This is a genomic window from Ignavibacteriota bacterium, assembly GCA_016708125.1.
Classification (GTDB): Bacteria; Bacteroidota; Ignavibacteria; order Ignavibacteriales; family Melioribacteraceae.
In genome coordinates this window covers 1,005,954-1,022,411 of record JADJGF010000001.1, presented here as the reverse complement: position 1 = coordinate 1,022,411, position 16,458 = coordinate 1,005,954, and the positions used below count along the sequence as shown (strand labels likewise).

The 16,458-nt window shown below is 30.0% G+C and carries 15 protein-coding genes; 5 read left to right on the top strand and 10 right to left on the bottom strand.

Going from position 1 to position 16,458, the window contains the following annotated elements:
* Window positions 1–47: 47 nt before the first annotated feature.
* From IPH62_04815 to IPH62_04805, 3 genes are all read right to left on the bottom strand, one after another.
* Entirely contained in the window at window positions 48–431 is a 384-nt protein-coding gene (locus IPH62_04815; protein MBK7104585.1) for a rhodanese-like domain-containing protein, read from the bottom strand.
* Between the two features lie 18 nt (window positions 432–449).
* Window positions 450–1,106: a fumarylacetoacetate hydrolase family protein gene (locus IPH62_04810; GenBank protein MBK7104584.1), complete on the bottom strand. Its 657-nt coding sequence runs from the start codon at window positions 1,104–1,106 to the stop codon at window positions 450–452.
* A 154-nt stretch (window positions 1,107–1,260) separates the two neighbouring features.
* Complete coding sequence (locus IPH62_04805; GenBank protein ID MBK7104583.1) at window positions 1,261–2,535, bottom strand: peptide MFS transporter; 1,275 nt, start codon at window positions 2,533–2,535, stop codon at window positions 1,261–1,263.
* A 276-nt stretch (window positions 2,536–2,811) separates the two neighbouring features.
* Here IPH62_04805 and IPH62_04800 point away from each other — a divergent pair, with 276 nt between their 5' ends.
* Window positions 2,812–4,926: a S9 family peptidase gene (locus tag IPH62_04800; GenBank protein MBK7104582.1), complete on the top strand. Its 2,115-nt coding sequence runs from the start codon at window positions 2,812–2,814 to the stop codon at window positions 4,924–4,926.
* 167 nt (window positions 4,927–5,093) lie between these two features.
* Here IPH62_04800 and IPH62_04795 read toward each other — a convergent pair whose 3' ends face one another.
* The 5 genes from IPH62_04795 to IPH62_04775 form a co-directional block, all read right to left on the bottom strand.
* Window positions 5,094–6,344, bottom strand: coding sequence for an asparagine synthetase B (locus IPH62_04795; protein ID MBK7104581.1), 1,251 nt, complete (start codon window positions 6,342–6,344; stop codon window positions 5,094–5,096).
* Window positions 6,345–6,592: 248 nt separating this feature from the next.
* A complete protein-coding gene (locus IPH62_04790) occupies window positions 6,593–7,906 on the bottom strand; it encodes a hypothetical protein (GenBank protein MBK7104580.1) in 1,314 nt (437 codons plus the stop codon).
* A 10-nt stretch (window positions 7,907–7,916) separates the two neighbouring features.
* Complete coding sequence (locus IPH62_04785; protein ID MBK7104579.1) at window positions 7,917–8,570, bottom strand: hypothetical protein; 654 nt, start codon at window positions 8,568–8,570, stop codon at window positions 7,917–7,919.
* Window positions 8,571–8,578: 8 nt separating this feature from the next.
* Window positions 8,579–9,091, bottom strand: a complete 513-nt coding sequence (locus IPH62_04780; GenBank protein ID MBK7104578.1) for a hypothetical protein — start codon at window positions 9,089–9,091, stop codon at window positions 8,579–8,581.
* Window positions 9,092–9,291: 200 nt separating this feature from the next.
* Window positions 9,292–9,804 (bottom strand): hypothetical protein, encoded by a 513-nt coding sequence (locus IPH62_04775; GenBank protein MBK7104577.1) that lies wholly within the window; start codon window positions 9,802–9,804, stop codon window positions 9,292–9,294.
* Between the two features lie 149 nt (window positions 9,805–9,953).
* Here IPH62_04775 and IPH62_04770 point away from each other — a divergent pair, with 149 nt between their 5' ends.
* The 3 genes from IPH62_04770 (at window position 9,954) to IPH62_04760 (ending at window position 13,789) form a co-directional block, all read left to right on the top strand.
* Window positions 9,954–10,541 carry an isoprenylcysteine carboxylmethyltransferase family protein gene (locus tag IPH62_04770; protein MBK7104576.1) on the top strand — a complete coding sequence of 196 codons (588 nt, stop codon included), beginning with the start codon at window positions 9,954–9,956 and terminating at the stop codon, window positions 10,539–10,541.
* A 1-nt stretch (window position 10,542) separates the two neighbouring features.
* On the top strand, window positions 10,543–12,132 hold the full coding sequence (locus IPH62_04765) for an N-acetylmuramoyl-L-alanine amidase (protein ID MBK7104575.1): 1,590 nt from the start codon (window positions 10,543–10,545) through the stop codon (window positions 12,130–12,132).
* Between the two features lie 358 nt (window positions 12,133–12,490).
* Window positions 12,491–13,789: a discoidin domain-containing protein gene (locus IPH62_04760; GenBank protein ID MBK7104574.1), complete on the top strand. Its 1,299-nt coding sequence runs from the start codon at window positions 12,491–12,493 to the stop codon at window positions 13,787–13,789.
* Between the two features lie 65 nt (window positions 13,790–13,854).
* On the opposite strand, the gene rfbA is transcribed toward IPH62_04760, so the two are convergent.
* Both rfbA and IPH62_04750 read right to left on the bottom strand, forming a co-directional pair.
* Window positions 13,855–14,724 (bottom strand): glucose-1-phosphate thymidylyltransferase RfbA, encoded by an 870-nt coding sequence (gene rfbA, locus IPH62_04755; protein ID MBK7104573.1) that lies wholly within the window; start codon window positions 14,722–14,724, stop codon window positions 13,855–13,857.
* Window positions 14,725–14,732: 8 nt separating this feature from the next.
* Window positions 14,733–15,476, bottom strand: coding sequence for a hypothetical protein (locus tag IPH62_04750; protein ID MBK7104572.1), 744 nt, complete (start codon window positions 15,474–15,476; stop codon window positions 14,733–14,735).
* Between the two features lie 190 nt (window positions 15,477–15,666).
* Here IPH62_04750 and IPH62_04745 point away from each other — a divergent pair, with 190 nt between their 5' ends.
* A complete protein-coding gene (locus IPH62_04745; protein ID MBK7104571.1) occupies window positions 15,667–16,410 on the top strand; it encodes a TerC family protein in 744 nt (247 codons plus the stop codon).
* Window positions 16,411–16,458: the final 48 nt, after the last annotated feature.

Sequence of the window (16,458 nt, the reverse complement as noted above, 5' to 3'; positions counted from 1 at the left end):
TTATACAGTAGAGACGTAACATGTTACGTCTCTACATTCAGATAAAATTATTTTCTATACGCTATCATTCCACCTAAAACATTTTTAGCTTTGTAACCTTTAGCTTGTAAAATTTTTGTTGCAAAAACAGATCTGTTACCCGAGCGACAAATTACAGCAATATTATTGTTTTTATATTTTTCTAATTTATTTATTTCTTGATCTAAAACTTGAACGGGAATATTTATAACGCCATCAATTTGTCCAAGTTCGCTTGTTAATTCTTGCGGAGTTCTGCAATCTAAAATTACCAAAGACTCATCTGTTTTCATTTTTTCTTTGAGTTCAGAAACAGTTAAATTAAAATCATCTTTATTTTCATTGCTTTGGCAGCTTACTGTTGCGGAAGAAATCATAAATAATAATAAACCCATAGTTAGTAATTCTTTCATTAATTATTCCTTTATTTTTTATTCTATTTTATTTTCAAGTTCTGCAATGTTTGAAATTGAAGATTTTAAAATATCACCTCTTTCTACTTTGCTTACGCCTTCCGGCGTTCCGGTATATATTAAATCTCCCGGTTCCAAAGTCATTCTTTCGGAAATATATTTTACAATTTCAGTTGGTGAAAAAATCATTTTATTTACTTTTGAATTTTGCTGAGGTTTTCCGTTTAAAAATAATTGAATATTTTCATCACCGGTTAAAGTATAATCTTCAGAAGAAATAAAATCTGAAATTACTGCGCATGTATCAAAACTTTTTGCTAATGTCCACGGAGTACCTTCTTTTCTAAATTCATTTTGAAGATCGCGCAAAGTCATATCTAATCCAACTCCGTAACCAATAATAGAATTTTCTGCTTCTTCAAGATTTGCATTCTTAATTTTTTTTCCAATCAGCAAAACTAATTCGACTTCATGATGTAATTCATTAGAATATTCGGGATGAACTATTGAATCTCCATCATAAATTAATGTTGATGGCGGCTTTAAAAATATTATTGGAAATTTTGGAATTTCATTCCCTAATTCTTTTGCGTGATCTGCGTAATTTCTGCCGACGCAAACAATTTTACCAACTATAAATTCTTTTTCGCTATTTCTTAATTTTACTTTTTTCATAATTTTTCCGTGAAAGTAAGATTCATTTTTTGTTTGATGGATTCTTTAAATAAACATTAATTCTTTATCAAAAATAGATTCCCGATTAAGACATTCGGGAATGACTAGTTTATTTCTATTCCGAAAATAAATGCAATAATGTTTTTTCAAAAACTTAGTTTGCAAATCGTTTTAAATATTTCATCGCTAACAAAGCAAGAACTGCCGAAAAAATTAAAATTCCGGTTAAAATTAAAAAATATTCGTGATGTGCAAAATCGCTGTAATATTTTCCTAATTGTCCGGAAAGATAACTGCCGATTGATGTTGCCAAATACCATCCGCCCATCATCAATCCTTGAATTTTTGGTGGAGCAACTTTCGAAACGTAAGATAATCCCATCGGGGAAATTAAAATTTCCGACATTGTAACAACAAGATAAGTTGAAATTAACCAAGCCGGGGACATAATATTTGAATCGCTGTTTCCTCCTTCTAATGATGCCCAAACCATTACCAGCATTGAAATTCCCATGATCATCATTCCAATGAAAATTTTTACCGGTGTACTTGGTTCTTTTCCAACTTTATTAAGTTTTGCAAAATATGTGAGCAATAATGGAGTTAAAACCAAAATGAAAAACGGATTAAAAAATTGATAAGTTTCGGGTCTAAGTAAATCATAAATTTTTGTTGATCTTTCTGCAAATAAAGTTAATGCAAATCCGTTTTGATAAAATGCCATCCAGAAAAAAATTACAATTGTAAAAAGCATACTTAACGCAATAATTCGTGCTTTTGTTTCTGAAGTAGAAATTTCTTGGTGAACAATTTTACTATCGGTTTTTTGCGATTGCTTTACATCCGCAGTTAAAAGTTTATCTTTTCCTAAATAAAAAGTAATTATAGAAATTAACATTCCAATTGCTGCTGCCCAAAATGACATTCGATAATCATTAAATAAATATCCCAATAAAGTTGCGGCTAATGGTGCAACAGTTGCACCAACGTTAACTCCCATATAGAAGATATTAAATCCCGCATCTTTTAAATGAACTTTTTCCTTATATAAATTTCCTACCAATACTGCCATGTTTACTTTGAAAATTCCGGTACCAAATGCAATTAAAAATAATCCTAAATAAAAAGAGAATAATTGATCGGCTGAAGAAAGTGCTAACGAAACATAACCGGAAAACATAAATATTGATCCGGTAAAAACTGTGTTTATTTGTCCTAAAACTTTATCACCCAAATATCCACCAAGAAGCGGAATAAAATAAACCAATCCCAAAAATGCACCGTAATGATCGCCCTTTACAGTGTCGCTCCAGCCAAATTCATTATCCATATACAAAACTAAAATTGCCATTAATATATAAAAGCCAAAACGTTCCCACATTTCAGTTGTGAACATTACCATAATTCCCTTTGGGTGATCTTTAAGCATATTTTTCCTTTCGTTTTTAAATATGGATTTGAATTTCTTTTGTTAATTTCTAAAAGTAATTTAGTTTTGCATTTATTCTCAAATTATACATTTATAATATTAAAAATATTTTAAAACCCAAAAGTGTAAAATTGTTAAACAAAATTTATTTTAAAAATTTTAGGAGTTATTGTGAAACTTAAATCAATTGGGATATTTCTGTTTATAACTTTTTCTATAAGTTTTTCCCAAACAATTAATGAAAACAAATTAACCATTGATAGAATTTTTAATTCAATGGAATTTGCTTCCGGCAGATTAGGAAAAATTGAATGGTTTGAAAATGGCGATAGTTACACAACGCTTGAATGGAAAGGGAAAGGACAGCAATTAGTTAAATACGATGTTGCAACCGGTGATACAACAGTTATTGTAAAAAGTGAAAAATTAATTCCGCAAAATTTTAATGAACCTTTAAGAATTCACGATTATTCATTTTCTGATGATTTAAAACTCCTTTTGATTTTTACAAATACAAAAAGAGTTTGGAGAACAAACACTCGCGGCGATTATTGGGTATTGAATTTAGAAAATTGGAACTTGAAAAAAATCGGCGGTAATGCAAAACCATCATCATTAATGTTTGCAACTTTTTCTCCGGATAAAAAATTTATTGCATACGTTAGTGAAAATAATCTCTATGTCGAAAATTTGGAAGATGAAAAAATAATTCAACTTACGAATGATGGCTCTGCTACAATTATAAATGGAACTTTTGATTGGGTTTATGAAGAAGAACTTGGATTGAAAAATGGATTTCGTTGGAGCCCGGATAGTAAGCAAATTGCATATTGGCAGTTGGATGCTTCCGGCATTGGTGTTTTCAATATGATCAATTATACAGATTCAGTTTACTCAAAAATAATTCCGGTACAATATCCAAAAGCTGGAACACAAAATTCAGCGTGCAAAGTTGGTGTAGTTGATATTTCAAATCAGAAAACAAAATGGATTAATATTCCCGGCGATCCGAGAAATAATTACATTGCAAGAATGAATTGGGCGGAATCTTCTTCGGAATTATTAATTCAACAATTAAATAGACTGCAGAATCACAATTATATTTATTTAGCAAATTTTAAAACCGGTGAAGCAAAGAATATATATACGGAGATTGATGAATCTGCTTGGGTGGAAGTTGTTGATGATATCAAATGGTTTGATAATGGAAAATATTTTACTTGGCTCAGCGATCAAAACGGATGGAACCAAATTTATTTAATTTCGCGAGATGGAAGCGAAATCAAAAATAACACAAATGAAAATTTTGATGTAATTGAAATTTCCGGAATTGATCAAAAAAATAATTTTGTTTACTACACAGCTTCTCCGAATAATTCAACGCAAAAATACCTTTACAAAAAATCAATTTTCGGAAATGAAAAATCAGAATTAATTACTGCGATAGAAAATACCGGAACAAACACATACAATATTTCGCCGAATTATAAATGGGCAATTCATAATTTTTCAACAATTAATGATCCGGGAAAAACGGAATTAATAAGTTTACCCAATCACAAAATTGTTAGAATTTTACAAGATAATGATGAGCTTAGAAAAAATTTAGAAAAATTAAATATTAGCCCGGCAGAGTTTTTTACCGTAGAAATTGATAACACATATTCTTTGGATGGTTATAAAATTCTTCCGCAGGATTTTGATGAAAACAAAAAATATCCGGTTTTATTTTATATTTATGGAGAACCCGGAAGTCAAACAGTTTTAGATAAATGGGGACGCATGAATATTTGGCATCATATGTTAGCCCAAAATGGATTTATAATTATCAGTATAGATAACAGAGGAACGCCGGCTCCGAAAGGGAAGGAATTTAGAAAATGTATTTACGGAAAAATTGGAGTGGTTTCATCTTACGATCAAGCAAAAGCTGCCGAACAAATTTTAAATTGGAAATTTGTTGATCAAGAAAAAATTGGAATTTGGGGATGGAGCGGCGGCGGATCAATGACATTAAATATGCTTTTCAGATATCCTAAAATTTATAAATTCGGAGTTGCCGTTGCTCCTGTTACGGATTTAAAACTTTACGATACAATTTATGAAGAAAGATATATGGGATTGCCTACAACCAATGCTGAAGCCTATAAGAACGGATCGCCGATAACTTTTGCAAATCAGCTTGAAGGAAAACTTCTTTTAATTCACGGAACCGGCGATGATAATGTTCATTTTCAAAATAGTGAAATGTTGGTAAATGAATTAGTTAAACACAATAAATTATTTTCGTATTTTCCTTACCCAAATAGATCACACGGAATTTATGAAGGTGAAAATACAACTCTACACTTATTTAGAACAATTACAAATTTTATTTTAGAGAATAAATAATCACAAAAATAATTTTTAGAAATATCCGAATATTTGTGTTTGTCATTCCAACGGACTTGCCTGCGGCAGGCAGGAGTGGGTATCCAGTGAGAATTGAAAATTAAGTTTTATTCAAAGATGCAAACTTTTAAAAAGATCACATCTTTTTAACTTTCCCAAAATATTTGTTAAGTTTTTTGAACTTTCTTTTTTGCAGCGGGGAAAAGAATATTATTAAGAATTAATCTATAACCGGGAGAATTTTTATACAAACTTAATTCTGTTTGAGGATCGTTTACTGCATGACGGTAATCTTCGGGATCGTGACCTCCGTAAAAAGTAAAAGTTCCTCTACCAAATTTTCCGTGAATATATCTTACTTGATCTGTATTTGCCCTCTCACCTAAAATTGTTACAGAACTTTTTATAAATTTTTTGTGAAACATTGTTGTTTGTCCCATAAAACCATTTATTACATTTACATGATTCTGCGTTAACATTGTCGGAACCGGATCAAACTTTGCCGAAAAATCAAATAGTGTGAAATAATCATTTCGTTCATTTCCAATTTCAATAATATCAATATCAATATCACTGTATTCATAAATCATCGGATTCATTTCCAGCTTAAAATTTTCGAAAGCAAGAGTATTTGCAAAATTTAATTTACTTTGTGCATTTGGATCCGGCGCATCGCCGTCATACATTTTATCAACAATGTCAACATTTTCAGCAGCAAGAGCAATATCATAACTATCTGTAGCGGAACACATTGCAAATAAAAATCCGCCTTGACCAATATAATTTTTTATAGTTTTTACAACGTCTTTTTCCATTTCTGAAACTTTATGGTAGCCTAATTTTTTTGCTTCATTTTCATAAATATGCTGATTTTCTTGATACCATCTTGCGCCGGCATAACTTGAATAAAATTTTCCAAACTGTCCCGTAAAATCTTCATGGTGAAGATGAAGCCAATCATAATTTTCCAATTTTCCGGTAAGAATTTCTTCAATCCAAATTTTATCATATTTAACTTCGGCATATTCCAAAGCTAAAGTTACGGCATCATCCCATGGCTGAAATCCCGGCGGAACATAAACTGCAATTTCGGGAGCTTTTTCTAATCGCACAACATCCATATTTTGATCATTGCTTTGCACAAAAGAATAAATATCTGCAACTGAGCTAATATCTAAAACTTGATAAGTTATATTTCTAATTTGGCAATCAAGCACAATTTTTTCTGAATAATCAATTACGAACGACCCGCCTTTATAATTTAGCAACCAATCGGCTTTAAGATTTTTCTTCAAAGCATTAAAAGTAATTCCGTATGCTTTAAGGTGATCCGTCTGTGTTAAATCCATTGGAATTAAAATTTTGGATTGCGCAAAAATTGATTGAAGTGTGAGAAGTATAATTATTATTTTTTTCATCAGATTGAAATTAAAATTAATTGTTTAATTATACATCAAATTTTTGTAAAAGTTTTGTTTAAAATTAAAAATCCAAATTCTTTAAGAAGTTGGATTTATTTAAAGAAACTTCTGAAAAATTAAGTTAATATTACTTGTCATTCCCACGAAAGTGGGAATCCAGCGAGAATTCAATAGATTCCCGTTTTCACGGGAATGACATTTTGAATATTTCAGAAGTCTATAAAATTTTATTTTGTTAAATATATTTATTCAAACCAAGAAACAATTTCGTAAGTTTCTGTTGCTGGGAAATATGGCGGAGTTGTTGTTTCAAATCTCTTATCAAATCTAATTACTTGTCGATAACCCGCGCCATTTGTATAACCTGTTGTTTGTGCTTCATTTTCAATTAATCCACCAAGTATTCTCATTGTTCCCATGTTAGGTAAGTAAGGACTAATACCTTCAACCGTAATTCCGCCATCATAATTAAACAATGATGCATGAATATTTATACTGCTTCTGTTTGCAGCATTATCTTTTACTACAACTTGTTTTTCCGCAACAACTCCAAGCATATCTTCGCATGCTGGATTTGTAATTGTATAACCTGGATTTGATGGATCACTAATAAGCGGGGAATCTCTGTAAACAATATCATCCTCTAAATAAACATATCCGTTTGTGGTGCCGCTTTTTCCGGTTCCAACTGTATATTTTCCGTTTACTGTGCCAGATAAATATAAATTTCCTTTTGTATTCCAAATTACGCCGTTTGGCGCAAGTGTATCTAATTTAGCATTTACCGGTGTACTCCAAGTAGTTGTTCCGGTTAAACGAGTACTATATTGAACAACACCAATTTCACTTCCATCATCAGAAAAAACTAATTTTACATCTAATGCATTTCCGGAAGCATCTTGGAAAATTTTTCCATCATAATTTCCGGCATCTTTAATTTTTGTTGTGTTAAGTGTGAATGGTACATCAACGGGCGATTCATAACCTGCTAAAAATTCTGGATCTGCCGCACCATATCCATAAACATCACCGATTGAAGTTATTCCATCTTTTGTAGTTACCTTACCAGTAAAAACCGGCGAACCTAAAGTTAGTAATTTACCTTGAGTATGAAATGGACCATCAATAGTGTCTCCGGTTACTAAATAACCGCCGGAGGGCCATTTATTTGTATAATATCCAAATTTTGAATAACTGCTTGGTTCCAAAACAATTTTAACAAGAGATGTATCTTCTCCAATTTCACTGTTGTAAATTCCGGTTAAATATCCGGTTGATGTAATTTTTATTTTATCAACCGCAAATTTTGTTACATTGATGTCAATAAATCCACCTTGAAAAGGTAATTTATCAAAACTGCCGGTCCAAGTTGGGTCTTTGAAGATAATATTTGCAGCCATATTTGCACCGCTTGCGGCAATATTTTGCAGATTGGTTTTTGAATAATATTCCGAAAGATTTTCTACGGCTCGAGTTGTTGTATTAGAAGAATTGAAATTTACAATTGAAAACATTAAACTAAATGCAATTACAACTAATAATATTGCTTTTCCGCCCATTTTTTCTCCTTTATCTTATACTTAATCCGGGTGCAGATAATCTAATTTGTCGCCAAAACGCACTTTTGTCTTTTGAGTAAACGTCTTCATCGGCGGCATCTCCGTAAGAAGCAGTATTTTCAACCGTTACATCAATCTGTAAAGTAATAATTCCAAGTGGAGGTGCTGCCGGCATTGCGAGAATTTCTTCTCCGTCATCATCAAAATATTTTAAATTAAATTGCGTTATTCCTAAATTTGCCGAAAGCGGAGTTTCACTGTTTACTTGTCTGTATAATATTCTGTCTTTAGGATTTGGCGTTCCCATTACATCAGAATCAATTGGTGAACCAACCCAATATTTAAGAATATCAACTTCTCCATCTCCGGTTTGAACTGCTTGCGATTGTGCAACATCAGTTCTAAATGAAATGCTTGTATCTGTTGCTTCAATAATTGCTACTGCCGGATTTGGGATTTTATCATAATCTTCGCAATAACCGATTTTTCTAAAATCATGTTCAAGTAATTCAATAACAGAAAGTAAATTACTTTGAACAATCATTTCTCCGCTATTTAAATAGCTGTTTTCAACGGAAGAATCATTCATTCTAAATAATATTAGAAGAATTAATCCGCCGACTAATGTTGATCCAAGTATATCAATTAATGTGCTAAATCCCATTTAAACCTCTATCTGAAGTAAAAGTGACTATTTATTTTTGATAATTTTATACCATCTTGTCCATCATTTAAAAACGGACTTGTAACCAAAACTTCAATTCTTTTATGGTAAGTTCTATTACTTACCGAATCTAACGAAACCGAAGGATCCACATAAAAAACTTTACATTTAATTGTAAAATCTGCCGAAATAATTGTTGAATCGCTTTTTGTGTTTTCCGTATAATTATTATAATCGTCAAAATCATCAAAATCTTTACGATTTAATTCTCCACTTTCACTACCTAAAGAAACAGTTAATTCATCTTCATCATTAATAACGTTATTATTTGCAGTTTGTTCATCAAATGGTTTGCTTATTGCTTCATGAATTATTGCGTTTCCTAAAGAAACGGCTAAAATTTCATATTTTGTTTCATCCATATTTTTTGTATTAGTTAACGAATTTCTATTTACGTTAATTATTACAAGCGAAAGCAGCAACATTGCAGCAATTGAAATTAACATTTGTCCGGTATTCATAAAATTCTCAAGTATTTGGAAAATTTAAGATTCAATTACTATGCCAGCCAAATAAATTTTATAATCATATAATTTGCGCAATAAACAAATGATTTAAAAACTTGCATTAATGTGAATCAAATAAAATGATATTGGATGCCTTATCTTTTTACATAAAAAGGTAAATATTGATCTATATCACAAACGATTTTTTTTGAGAATTATCTGAAATAATAATGGCTGATTATTTTTGATAAAGTAATAGTTTCCGTTCCTTCATTAAAAAAGGGACTGCTAACTGTAACGGTTATTCTTTTATGCCAAGTATTATAATTTACGGAATCTAATGAAGCGAAAGGATCTACATATTTTACATTGCAGAAAATATTCATTGTTGCGTAATCGTAAGTAGAATCTGCGTCTGTGGTTTCGTGGTAATTATTGTAATCATCAAAATCATCAAACAATTTTCTAAGGTTTTCACCGGTATCAGCTTTTAAAGTTGATGATAATTCATTTGTATTTATTACAAGATTGTTTTCGGTGGTTTTTTCATCAAAAGATTTGCTGGTTGCTTCTTCGATTATTGTATTAGCTAAAGAAACTGCTAAAATTTTATATTTTGTTTCAGACATTGAAAGCGAAGTTGACAAAGAATTTTTGTTAACATTTAAAATTGTAGAAGAAAGTAAAGCCATTGCTGCTATTGTAATTAAAGTTTGTCCGGTATTCACGTTCAATGAAATTTATTATCAATAATATATCATCGGAACTTATTTGAAAAATTAAAGGTTCGCACTTAAAGAATTGCTGTTAATTATGTTAAATTATTTATTTGAAGTTGTTATATTTGGTAAATAATTATTAGGAATTTTGCAGAAAAATGGATCCAATTAATATTATTGTTGCAATAAACCTTTTTGTTTCAATGAGCGCAAATATGGCGGCGGCAAAAAAGGGAATGAAATCGAAACTTTCGAATGTTGTAGAACGACCAAAAACTTATCTTCAAAAATATCCGCCAAATGTTTCGGCGGGAATTTTGATTTTAGCTATTGCCGCAGTTTTTAATTTAGGAACTTTTCAGAATGAAATTAAAGAAGAATTTTATACTATTAGAATTATTGGCTTAATATTTTTCATAATATTTTCTTGGGTTCAAGTGGGAAGTTTCAAATCGTTAGGCGAATTTTATGCTCAAGATATTTTGATATTTAAAAATCATAATTTAATTACAAACGGATTTTATAAATACATCAGACATCCGCAATATTTGAGTCAAATTTTAAGCGATTTAGGCGTTGGAATTGCAATAATGGGATATTTAATAATTCCGATGGTATTTCTTATTGAACTTCCGTTATTTATTTTGCGCGCAATTTTTGAAGATAAATTACTTGAGAAACATTTTAAAGAAAAGTTTGTAAACTATAAGAAAAAATCCGGATTTATAATTCCATTTATAGGTTGATGTGATTAACAAAAAAGTAAATATTTTTTTAATCTTTTTATTATTGCAATTTTCAGATTTTGGATTTGCATCAGATTTATCAATAAAAATTGGTAAATACGAAAGAAAAATTCCATCCGTTGAAATTAGAGGAATTCAGTACGTTTCATCCAAATCAATAGCTGAAGCATTTTCAGCAAATTTCTTTTTCAATGAAACACATCAAAAATTTGAAATTAAGTTTAAAGATTACAAATTAAAATTTACGATAAATAATCAATTTGTAATTTTAACTTCCAAAAAAAGTAATCAGCATCAAGTATTTCAAATGCCGGTTTCTGCAAGAATTGAAAATTCCGAAATTGTAATTCCCATAAAATATGCTTTGAAATATTTGAGTTACGGCTCGGGAATGGAATTGGTATATAATGAAAACTCAAATTTAGTATCGGTAAAAAACGAAAATATTGATACAAAAAATCTTGTAAACTGGAATGAAAATTTAATTGATGTAACAAATGTAAAGTATGATATTTTTTCAGCAAAAATTGAAAACAAAGCAAACGGAACTTTATTAAGGTTAGGAACAAAAAGAGCAATCAGAGAACCGGCAAGTTCAATTAAAGACAATAAACTATATTTATTTTTTTCAAATATTACTATTGATAATAGTTTAGCTAGTAATTTTAAATCTTCCGGATTGATAAGCGATTTGCAGATAAAATATGTAAATGGAAATCCGCAATTAGAATTAGAATTGAAAGGAGGATTTGATAATTATGAAGTATTTTATGATGAAGAAATTAATGAAGTATTGGTTTCAATACATAATAAATATCTAAAAACAGAAAATGTAAATTTAGATTCTGATGAAATTAAAAAATGGAAATTTGATGTAATTGTAATAGATCCGGGTCATGGCGGAAAAGATCCCGGCGCAATTGGAATAAATGGCTTAAAAGAGAAAGATGTAAATTTAGCTATTGCGAAAGAATTAGGTGAATTAATAAAAAATAATTTACAAGATGTAAAAGTTGTTTACACAAGAAACACAGACCAGTTTGTTGAATTATATAAACGAGGAAAAATTGCAAACGAAAATAAAGGAAATTTATTTATTTCAATTCATTGCAATTCAACTCCTAAAAAACCAACAAATGCAAGCGGAATAGAAGCTTATTTATTAAGACCCGGAAGAACAAAAGAAGCAATAGATATAGCTGCATTTGAAAATAGTGTAATTAGTTTGGAAGATGATCCTAATAGATATCAAAAACTAACAGACGAAAATTTTATTTTGGTAAGTATGGCGCATGCATCAAATATGAGATATTCGGAATCATTTGCGGATATGTTAAATACAGAATGGAAAAATCAAATTAAAATTCCAACTCGCGGAATAAAACAAGCCGGATTTTTAGTTCTTGTTGGCGCTTCAATGCCAAGTGTTCTTGTAGAAACCGGATTTATTTCAAATAAAAATGATGCAAAATATTTAGGAAGTAAATCTGGACAAAAAGAAATTGCTTCATCAATTTTTGATGCAATATCCAAGTATAAAAAATATTATGAAAATTCAATTATTAACGAAATAAGTAAGCAAGGTAAATAAATGACAAACGCTCAAAAATGGGTTGCAATATTTTTAATAATTTTTGTGATCTTGTTGGTCCTCTCTAAAATAACTTCAGGAAGTTAAGTCAAAATCATTGATAAACCAATGCTACATTATTTGCAATGTCAAAAAAAGTTGCATTGGTTAAATGGATCAATTCCTCGCTTTTCCCGCAAATTATTTTTTATTGTCAATTTATATTTCACCAATTTGATATTACACATATAATATTGGCAAGATTAAATAATTAGAAAATATTTAAAAATCGTAACATAGTTGTGATTTAAGACAAACGTATATTAATTGGCATTATTGCTGAAATATTCTTCCAGATTTTAAGTTTCTGGAGAATAAAATGTCAGCAATATTTAACAATTTATATAGATTAGTTTTCATTATTTCATTATTCCTTTTAACAGTAATAAACGCTCAGCCAATTTACAAGATGACGATCCAAGATTTAACAGTAATAAGCGATAGCAGTATAGGAGCGAGTGTATATATAGAGAATGTAGGAGAAGCCTTTGAGTTAACAAGCTATCAATGTGCGCTTAGTATAAATCAAAGTATAGATTTGGCAAGTCTGAAATTAAGTTATGTGGAAGGAAGTTCAGAACTGCTGAATTCACCAGATTTGTACGTAGGAGTAGAAAACATAGACGGAACCACAGAACTAACATTTGTCTCGTTTATAGGAAATGATATAATCACAAAGAAAACATTAGTCGGGAAGTTTGAACTTGCGGGAAAAATAGACTTAAGTAAGATAAACTTATTAGGGATAAAGTGGGATTTTGAGGGAACGGTAAGCACGATAATAACGGGGAAGAATTTTGAGAACATCACAAATCCGGAAAGTCATGTAAGTATATTTACAGTTATAGAAGGAAATGAAGAAGAGGAAGAAGAAGAAAAGGAAGATAAATTAGAGATAAAGGAAGTATATGCAAGTTCAACAACAGATACCAACACAACGGCAACGGGTGTGGTAGATGGGAAAGGATATGATGATGGAGAAGAATATGCAAGATGGGCAACACAAACAATACCATCATCATTAGTATTTGATTTGGGAGAGAAGAAAGTAATAAAGAAGACAAGATTTTCATTTTATTATTTTAACAAAGGAAGAACGTATCAGTATAATGTAAAAGTATCAGAGGATAAGGAAAATTGGACCGAGGTATTAAGTGGAATAGAATCAGATAGTACGGAATGGAGTGAAGCAATAATAAGTGATGGAGTAGAAGGAAGATATGTAGAGTTAGAGATAGTTGGCACAACGAATAATCCGGGTAAATGGTCAAATGTATGGGAAGCAGAGATTTATGGAATAAGTTCTACATCTGATGTAAAAGAAGAAACAACAGATGAAGAAACCATACCGAGTGAATATGGAATAAGTCAGAATTATCCAAATCCGTTTAACCCGAGTACAAAAGTAGAGATAAAGATGAAAGAGAGCGGAAATGCAAGATTGGAAGTATATAACATATTGGGAGAAAAAGTATTGGCAGTAGTAGACCAAGAACTAAATGCCGGAATACATGAAATTAGTATAGATGGTTCAAAGCTTGCAAGCGGTACTTACATCTATAAACTTGATATCAACAATGATTTCTCTCAAATCAAAAAAATGAACCTGATTAAATAATAAACTGTTCGGAAAATATGGCAGCCGGTGACTCCTAAAATAAAACCGACTGCCAGCAATTTTGACTAATCTAATGATTTTAAAAATTTTGTAAGATATTCTTTGTAACTGGAATTTGGGTAAGAATTAATCAAATCAACTAATTCATTTTTAGAAATAAAATTTTTCTTAAATGCAATTTCTTCAATGCACGCAACTTTTAAACCTTGTCTATCTTCAATTACACCAAAAAAATTTGAAGCTTGCAAAAGTGCTTCCGGTGTTCCGGTATCAAGCCAGGCAACACCGCGACCAATTTTTACAACATCCAATTCTTCATTATCTAAATAAACTTTATTTACATCTGTAATTTCTAATTCTCCGCGTTTGGATGGATTTAGATTTTTCGAAATATCAATTACTTTATTATCGTAAATATATAAACCTGGAATTGCATAATCAGATTTTGGCAATTTTGGTTTTTCTTCAATTGAAATTGCTTTACCATTTTTATCAAATTCTATAATTCCGTATCTCTCGGGATCATTAACTTGGTATGCAAAAATTGTACTTCCGGTTTTATGATTTTCTAAAGCCTTATAGAGGAAATCTAATTTTCCATAAAAAATATTATCACCTAAAATTAGAGTTACACTATCAGCGCCGATAAATTTATCACCAATTATAAAAGATTCGGCAATTCCGTTTGGAGCATTTTGAACTGCATAACTTATATTCATTCCAATAAAATTTCCATTATCAAATAATTTTTGATAATGCGGAATTGTATTTTCATCCGAAATTATTAAAATATCTCTAATTCCGCCAAGCATTAAAATTGAAAGCGGATAATAAATTAGAGGTTTATCATATAACAATGCCAATTGTTTGCTGTAAACTTTTGTTATTGGAAACAAACGCGTACCAGCACCGCCGGCAAGTATTATTCCTTTCATTTTTCCCTCTACTCTGTTACGTCTAAAATATTTGAAACAATTAATTTATTGTTACTATCATTTACATCAATTTTATAATCACCAATTTCATCAAAAGTAAGTTTAAAAAATGTTTTTGACCATTTGGGTCTAACTTTAAACTTTTTTGTTGAAATAAGTTCTTTGTATTCTGACTTATTTTCAGTTCTTTTCCAAATTTTTACAATAATTTTATCTGTGCTAAAAGCTACGTAATTATTTATAAAAACGTAAGTTTCGCCATTTTTTTCTGATAATGATAACTGCGAAATTGGATTTACTGGTCTATCATTTACAATCATATCGCAAAAAATAAATAATGCTCGTCCCGAACCTCCGGCTTCATTTTCATATTTTACTTCAAATTTTGAATTGGCAAGTTTTTTTTCTGAAGAGTTTAAAAAGCTTATTTCGTAAACGCCAGTTTCTTTAAATTCATATTTTATTGAAGCCCAGAATTTTTCTTTTTCAACTTTTAATATTTTGCTGTCATACGGAGAAAATTTTCCATCATTTAGTTTATCAATAAATAGATATAAAATGTCGGAATCCAATTTTTTCTCATTATCAATTAAAATATTAACTGATTTTTTAATAGTTCCGATTCCCAAAATATTTATTATTCCAATTGGATTTCCTTGATCTGTATAACTTTCGCAAACATAAATGTTTTGTGCAAAAATACTTGCTGATAAAAAAAATATTAAGAAAATAATTATTGATTTTAATTTCATAAAATTTAGAATTGTAAAAATTATTTTTCTAAAAAAAATTACGTTTTGAAACACTTAATTTCTTTAAATTCAAAAATATTAGAACTATTAACATAAATATAGTAATAACAATATTTTAATCACCTAAAATTTTTATAAATTTGCTGATCTTAATACAAAAGTATAACCATTAAAATTATTAAGGAATATTATGCTTGAATGGATATTTGCACCAGAAGCGTGGATTGCTTTGTTAACACTTACCGCTTTGGAAATTGTTTTAGGAATTGATAATATAATTTTTATATCAATTCTTGTTGGAAGATTGCCGGATAAAGAAAGAAACAAAGCAAGAACTATAGGATTAGCTTTGGCAATGATAACCCGTATTTTACTGCTTCTTTCAATTACTTGGGTTATGGGTTTAACAAAATCTTTATTTACAATTTATGAATACGATATTTCCGGAAGAGATATAATTCTAATTATTGGCGGATTATTTTTACTGGCAAAAAGCACTCATGAAATTCATAATAGTTTGGAAGGTGCCACCGAACATCATAGCAATAAAGCAGTTTCAAGTTTTTTTAGTATAATTATTCAAATTGCAATTTTGGATATAGTTTTTTCTTTGGATTCTGTAATAACAGCAGTTGGATTGGCTGAACATGTTGAAGTAATGATTTTAGCAATAATTATTGCAGTAATAATTATGATGGTTTCCGCAAAATCACTTGGTGATTTTGTCGATTCTCATCCAACAATTAAAATGCTGGCTTTAAGTTTTCTAATTTTGGTTGGAGTTTCACTTGTTGGCGAAGGTTTTGATTTTCATATTCCCAAAGGATACATTTATTTTTCAATGGCGTTTTCGGTCGGAGTAGAAATGTTGAATTTAAGAATGAAGAAAAATTCAGAAAGAAAAGTGAAATTGCATAAAAATATTGTTTCGTAAATTTGATAAAATTTTTGCATAAAATAAAAAACCCTCAATTTACTGAGG